Here is a 1,531-nt window from a genome sequence, read left to right on the forward strand (position 1 = left end):
TCCGAGTGTCGCTTACGCGGCTCTCTTGAATTTCACAAGGGCTTATTCAGAAGCAAACTGCTTCGCCGCCTGCGGCGCACCGCCCTCGTTCGTGAGGCGTATATAGTCGCCACCCCGACAAACTGTCAACTGCCTTCGGAGATGTTTTTTCGATTTCTCGCAGAGATATCCACGGGGCTGAAATTCGTGAGTTGGCTTGGCTGAAATTATGAGTGGTGTTCCGCGGTCGGGTCACTTCTACGAAGCTCCCATCCCTCGGCGGCGGCGGCGTGCCATCGGCTTGAAAATCGTCTGCTCTGCCCGGTCAATGTTCGACCACAAGCCAGCCTGAGCAGCACTTCAGAGCCGATCTTCCAGCAATTCCGCCGTGATGTTTCGACCGGCGAAAAAGATCCCCAGGATCAGGACCCGCTCGGCCTCGACCGCAAACGCAATGCTGACGGCGCGGCGGTAGCCGATGATGCGCAGACCAGGCATGATCTCGACCCGCTCCGTGCCGCGCTGTGGAAAAGTCGACAGGCCGAGGCAATGGTCGCGGATGCTGGCGATGAAATTCCAGGCGATCGCCGGCGACGCACGGTCGGCTATGTCATCATAGAGCTGTTCGAGTTCAGCTTCCGCCTTGGGGTGGAAGACAATGCGATACTCCATTGCCTACTTGGCTTTGACCTGCTTCGCGCGATGCCTCGCCTCGAGCCGCGAAAAAACCGTCTCGGCAGGAATAGCCTTCGCCGGATCCTGCCGGAGCTCGGTCAAACGCGTCGGGATCTCCTCGCGCAGCCATCTTTCCCGCTCCGCCTCGAAATCCTCGAGCATACGCAAGCCGGCGCGAACAACCTCACTGGCATTGTTGTAGCGGCCTGATTCGAGCTGCTTCCTGATGAAGCTCTCATAGTGGTCGTTCAGTGCGTAGTTGGGCATGGCAACCTCCTGAAGAGATTATGGTGCGAATCAGGATCAGTAGCAATAGATAGCAATAATTAGCAGCGAGTGCCCGCATGGCCATGCATCGTTTCCAACGATCCGCTGGCGGGAGAATGATTCGTCACCTGGCTCTGCAGCATCGAAACGCTGCCCATCACGATCGGCCGGCATGGATCGAAGATTCACGCCTGGATCATCTGCCGCCATTCTCGTCGCAAGCAAAAGTGGCGGTTGCTGCGTCGGGCAAAGCCCGGGAGCCAACCGGCTTTGCTGGGTCTAATTTTCGCTTGATGTGATTTCGGACTGCGAGCATCAGCCTGGACCCATTCCATGCACGCGCGAGCTACAGGGCCACGAGCTGGCGCGCCGGAAGAATTGGCTTGGGGAACGGGAGAGGTTTTGTGTCCGGCCGGCTGCCGCATACAAAAAAGCCCGCTTTTGGCGGGCTTTTTTTGATGTTGGTTGCGGGGACAGGATTTGAACCTGTGACCTTCAGGTTATGAGCCTGACGAGCTACCGGGCTGCTCCACCCCGCGTCACCATTGGATGTAAGCGCAAGCCTACAAATAGGTAGAAGGCTCACCAAATGAAAGGGCCGCTTGCGCGG

General features: G+C 57.9%; 3 protein-coding genes and 1 tRNA gene. 1 reads left to right on the forward strand and 3 read right to left on the reverse strand.

Translation table 11 applies throughout. The annotated features are described in order from the left end of the window. Nucleotides 1-204 (forward strand): hypothetical protein (locus tag AC04SH_RS34780; protein ID WP_488578077.1); only part of this gene is annotated, 204 nt, incomplete at its 5' end. Nucleotides 205-339: 135 nt separating this feature from the next. Here AC04SH_RS34780 and AC04SH_RS34785 read toward each other — a convergent pair. The 3 genes from AC04SH_RS34785 to AC04SH_RS34795 all read right to left on the reverse strand — a co-directional run bounded on the left by AC04SH_RS34785 (nucleotide 340) and on the right by AC04SH_RS34795 (nucleotide 1,460). Continuing rightward, nucleotides 340-651, reverse strand: a complete 312-nt coding sequence (locus AC04SH_RS34785; RefSeq protein ID WP_112567453.1) for a type II toxin-antitoxin system RelE/ParE family toxin — start codon at nucleotides 649-651, stop codon at nucleotides 340-342. A gap of 3 nt (nucleotides 652-654) precedes the next feature. Continuing rightward, entirely contained in the window at nucleotides 655-921 is a 267-nt protein-coding gene (locus tag AC04SH_RS34790; protein WP_488578078.1) for a type II toxin-antitoxin system ParD family antitoxin, read from the reverse strand. 462 nt (nucleotides 922-1,383) lie between these two features. Then, nucleotides 1,384-1,460, reverse strand: a tRNA-Met gene (locus AC04SH_RS34795). Nucleotides 1,461-1,531: the final 71 nt, after the last annotated feature.

The sequence above is a fragment of the Mesorhizobium sp. CNPSo 4688 genome (genome assembly GCF_057784295.1).

Bases quoted from the DNA above. Each gene is read 5' to 3' on its own strand.
- AC04SH_RS34790 (WP_488578078.1), bottom strand. From the start codon at position 921: ATGCCCAACTACGCACTGAACGACCACTATGAGAGCTTCATCAGGAAG.
- AC04SH_RS34785 (WP_112567453.1), bottom strand. From the start codon at position 651: ATGGAGTATCGCATTGTCTTCCACCCCAAGGCGGAAGCTGAACTCGAA.